Origin of the sequence: Porticoccus sp. (assembly GCF_041592135.1) — a bacterium.
GTDB lineage: Bacteria > Pseudomonadota > Gammaproteobacteria > Pseudomonadales > Porticoccaceae > Porticoccus.
Genome location: NZ_JBFHQR010000179.1, coordinates 1 through 3,627, shown reverse-complemented (window position 1 = coordinate 3,627; position 3,627 = coordinate 1). Strand labels below are relative to the sequence as shown.

Annotated in this window: 6 protein-coding genes; 1 reads left to right on the top strand and 5 read right to left on the bottom strand. The window is 62.5% G+C overall.

Annotation, left to right across the window (positions count from 1 at the left end):
- Both ABY948_RS11675 and ABY948_RS11670 read right to left on the bottom strand, forming a co-directional pair.
- A partial coding sequence (locus ABY948_RS11675) for a serine/threonine protein kinase (RefSeq protein ID WP_461482709.1) occupies positions 1-586 on the bottom strand: 586 nt, incomplete at its 3' end.
- The gene (locus tag ABY948_RS11670; RefSeq protein ID WP_461482708.1) at positions 583-1,728 is read right to left on the bottom strand and encodes a hypothetical protein; all 1,146 of its coding nucleotides are present in this window, start codon (positions 1,726-1,728) and stop codon (positions 583-585) included. The genes ABY948_RS11675 and ABY948_RS11670, both read right to left, overlap by 4 nt.
- A gap of 189 nt (positions 1,729-1,917) precedes the next feature.
- Here ABY948_RS11670 and ABY948_RS11665 point away from each other — a divergent pair, with 189 nt between their 5' ends.
- On the top strand, positions 1,918-2,202 hold the full coding sequence (locus tag ABY948_RS11665; RefSeq protein WP_461482707.1) for a hypothetical protein: 285 nt from the start codon (positions 1,918-1,920) through the stop codon (positions 2,200-2,202).
- Here ABY948_RS11665 and ABY948_RS11660 read toward each other — a convergent pair.
- The 3 genes from ABY948_RS11660 to ABY948_RS11650 form a co-directional block, all read right to left on the bottom strand.
- Positions 2,196-2,444 carry a DUF1653 domain-containing protein gene (locus ABY948_RS11660; protein ID WP_461482706.1) on the bottom strand — a complete coding sequence of 83 codons (249 nt, stop codon included), beginning with the start codon at positions 2,442-2,444 and terminating at the stop codon, positions 2,196-2,198. The genes ABY948_RS11665 and ABY948_RS11660 overlap by 7 nt on opposite strands.
- Complete coding sequence (locus ABY948_RS11655) at positions 2,444-2,923, bottom strand: redoxin family protein (RefSeq protein ID WP_461482705.1); 480 nt, start codon at positions 2,921-2,923, stop codon at positions 2,444-2,446. The genes ABY948_RS11660 and ABY948_RS11655 overlap by 1 nt, the downstream gene beginning before the upstream one ends.
- Before the next feature lie 77 nt (positions 2,924-3,000).
- On the bottom strand, positions 3,001-3,627 hold a 627-nt coding region (locus ABY948_RS11650), incomplete at its 5' end, for a fumarylacetoacetate hydrolase family protein (protein ID WP_461482704.1).

Sequence of the window (3,627 nt, the reverse complement as noted above, 5' to 3'; positions counted from 1 at the left end):
CGTCCACCCCCTGCAGCAGATCGCGCACCAGCGAGTCGTAGGACAATTTCAATTCCGCGGGGATAAGGCCGCTGACCAGTGCCGCCGCTTCGTGGCCAAAACTCTGGCTGTCCAGCACCGGGCGATGGATAAACGGTCGCACCGCCCCCACCGCGTGGATGCGCCCCAGCAACTTGCCGAGCAGGTGGAGATTGTCCAGGTTGTCCAGCTCCGGACCCTGGCCGCCCTTGCGGGGATAGAGGGCAAAGCGGAAACCCTGGTACTCGAACAGGCTGCGGCCATTGGCATCCTGCAGCGGCGCCACCACCGGCAGCTCCTGCTCCGCCAGCTCGAAACAGAACTGGTGTTCCTCGAGGATCTGCTCATCAGACCAGCGGGCGGGGCGGTAGAATTTGGCAATCAGCGGGACTTCGTCTTCGATGCCCACCTGGTAAACACGGTTTTCATAGCTGTTGAGGGGAAACTGGCGACCGTCGCACAGGTAACCGAGGCTCTCCACCGCATCCATGACCAGATCCGGGCCGAGCTGGTAGAACGGCTGTTCCTCCTTGGTTGCCGGCGCTTCTTTGCTTTCCTCGCGATTCATCGGTGAGTGCGCCTGCCGGCCCAGATCAGCCCCAGCGAACCCACCACCCAGACTGTCCCGACCACCAGCCACAGGGTCACCGGGCTCTGGCCACCGGCCAGCTTGCCCGCCACCAGATGCCCCACCATCAGGCCAGCCAGCGGCATTGCCAGCAACAGCGGTGCGAAACGGCCACTGCCATCCAGCTTCGCCACCAGGCCCATTGCGTAGGCGGCGACAAAAAAGCCGCTCCAGCCGAGCAGACTGAAGGCCGCCAGGTAGCCCGTTTCACCGGCACTGAACTGCAGCAGGGCGAGAGCAGACAGGACCAGCACCATGGCCAGGGCAACCGGCACCGGGTAACCCGCCCGGGCGCCGAGTAAGCCGGCCACCAGACCGCCGGCGGCCCGCGCCGACAACAGCACCAGAACCAGGGTGCCGCCGACATCCAGCGCCATCGCCGTGGCCAGTGGCGCGGACAGATACCAGAGCACCCCCGCCGCCAGGAACAGCAGGGTACCGGCAAACAGGGCCACCGGCAGCGCCGCCGTAACAGCCTGATCGCTATTGCCCAGCAAACTCACTCGCTTGGAACCACTGGAGGGCATCAGGCGACTGAGGGGAATGGCCAGCAACGCCACCGCCGCCACTGCCAGCAGCCCCTGCTGAAAACTGACAGCGTCGCTGAGCGCGGGCGGCGCCAGCTGCAAGCCGACGGCCACCAGCCCCTGCGACATCAGCAACCAGCCAAAGCTGCTGACCGGATTGGCAGTATCGCCGAGGCAGGTTACTACGGCGCTGAGCCCAAAACCGGCAAACAGCCCGGCCAGGCCAAGGCAGCTCAATAACACTGTGACGCCGGGCACCAACCCCGCTACCAGCAAGGCCACGCCGGAAACCAGACCGCCGATCAGCGTCAATCGCCGCCAGTCGCCGAGGCGAATAAACAGAATGGACAGCAATGCGCCGAGCAATACACCCGCCGAAAAGAGTGCCGTCGGCAACCAGGGGTGCAGCGACAGTGCTTCCCGGGCCATCTGTTGTTGCAGCAACGGCTGCACCTGCCAGAGGAAGGACAGACAGAGCCCCACCAGCATGGTCGCCAGCCGCGCACCGATGCCGTTGACATCCGCGCGCTTCTTTTCAAACAAAATTGAAGACATCTTTCATCCCCGTTGACCATTCTGAAATGGTGCGTACTTTGCTGTCTGGTGGCTCAAAAGTCCAGACAGCTTTCCCGTCACCCATGGAGACCGACGCTGTCACCATTTTGTCAAGAAACGATCACAAACCTGACATTGGTCGCCGTTAACCTTGGCGGCGAACATGAGAGAAAACAAAAGGAAACTGCCATGAACAAGGCACAACAGACGAACACCAACAACCCGTACATTGACGGACTGATGCAGCAACAGGGGAACAACTTCTTTGTGGAAGTGAATGAAGCCGGTGAACGCATCTACCACTGGATCGATACCCGGGTGGACATGCTGTCCAGCAGAAAACTCTGGGACATCCTGCGCCTTTCCGAAATGCCCGGCTGTGAGATAGAAAGCGCCTTTATCAAGGCCATCACTGACGAGCTGATCAGCCGCAGGGATTATTTTGGCGCCCGCCCCCTGCTGCCCAGTCACTGAGTCGCCCCCTGGGCGCCCTCCCCGATAAATTCAAAGCGCTGCACGGACACACCGTCCCGCTCCACCCAGTCATCGAACATGGCCAGCGGTCGCACCCACAACCCCCCTTCACCGTAGAGCGGCCGGTAGATCACCAGCCATTCACCGGTTTCGCTGTGGCGAGCGGTATCGATCAGTTCGTAGCAGTTGCCCTTGAAGTGGCGGTAGCGACCCTTGCGGATCGCCGGGCTCTGCTCGGACATCAGAGTACCGCGAGGATTTTTTCTGCGGCACTCACATCCACACCGCCAGCCGGCTCCACCGCCAGGTGCGTGACCACGCCATCCTCTGCCACCAGGGCAAAGCGCTGACTGCGCGGCCCCATGCCGTAACCCCTGGCATCCAGCTCCAGCCCGAGGGCCCGGGTAAAGTCGCCGTTGCCGTCCGCCAGCATCAGGATTTCATCGGCATTCTGGGATTTGCCCCAGGCGTCCATGACAAAGGCATCGTTGACCGCCATGCAGACGATGGTATCCACACCCTTAGCCACAATCTGATCCGCCAGCACCACGTAGCCGGGCAAGTGGGTCAGGGTGCAGCCGGGGGTGAAGGCGCCGGGCACGGCAAACATCACCACTTTCTTGCCCTTGAAAATCTCGTCGGTGGCAATGGCCACCGGCCCTTTTTCGCCCATCACCTTGAGGGTGACATTGGGCAGGGTATCGCCGATTGAAATGGTCATGGGAAAGCCTCCGGGTTATGGGTCAGTAGATCCGCTGGGCATAGCAGAGGGCGCGCGACACCGGCAGTCAAAAAAAGCTAGCGGGCCACCACGGTGGTGGAGACGCTAACCAGATCCACCAGCTCCACGGTGAGCTGGTCGCCGGGGCTCAGCGGACCCACGCCCGCAGGGGTACCGGTGAGCACGATATCCCCCGGCATCAGGGTAAAGAAACGGGAAATATAGGCCAGCAGTTTAGCCACCGGGGTAATCATCTGGCTGGTGCTGGACTGTTGCCGCACTTCGCCATTGAGGGTCAGGCGCACCTGCACAGCCTGCAGGTCCGCCACCCGGGCGCGATCCACAAACGCCGAGGCCGGACAGGCGCCGTCAAAACCCTTGGCCTTGTCCCACGGCTGGCCCTTTTGTTTGAACTCTGCCTGCAACTCCCGCAGGGTCAGGTCCAGGGCCACACCGACCCCGACAATCGCCTTGTCCGCCTGCTGCTCGGTGCACTCGGTGAGTTGCTCGCCAATCAGCACCGCCATCTCCGCCTCGTGATGGCAGGCCCCGAACGCCACCGGAATGGCCACCGGCTGCTCCAGGGAGGCCAGTGCCGTGGACGGTTTCAGGAACAGCACCGGCTCACTGGCCACCTGGCTGTTCATTTCGCTGATGTGGTCCCGGTAGTTGAGCCCCACGCAGACCACCTTGCCCGCCGGGAT

Excerpts from the sequence above, each read along its gene's own strand:
- ABY948_RS11670 (WP_461482708.1), bottom strand. The coding sequence starts at position 1,728 with ATGTCTTCAATTTTGTTTGAAAAGAAGCGCGCGGATGTCAACGGCATC.
- ABY948_RS11665 (WP_461482707.1), top strand. The coding sequence starts at position 1,918 with ATGAACAAGGCACAACAGACGAACACCAACAACCCGTACATTGACGGA.
- ABY948_RS11660 (WP_461482706.1), bottom strand. The coding sequence starts at position 2,444 with ATGTCCGAGCAGAGCCCGGCGATCCGCAAGGGTCGCTACCGCCACTTC.
- ABY948_RS11655 (WP_461482705.1), bottom strand. The coding sequence starts at position 2,923 with ATGACCATTTCAATCGGCGATACCCTGCCCAATGTCACCCTCAAGGTG.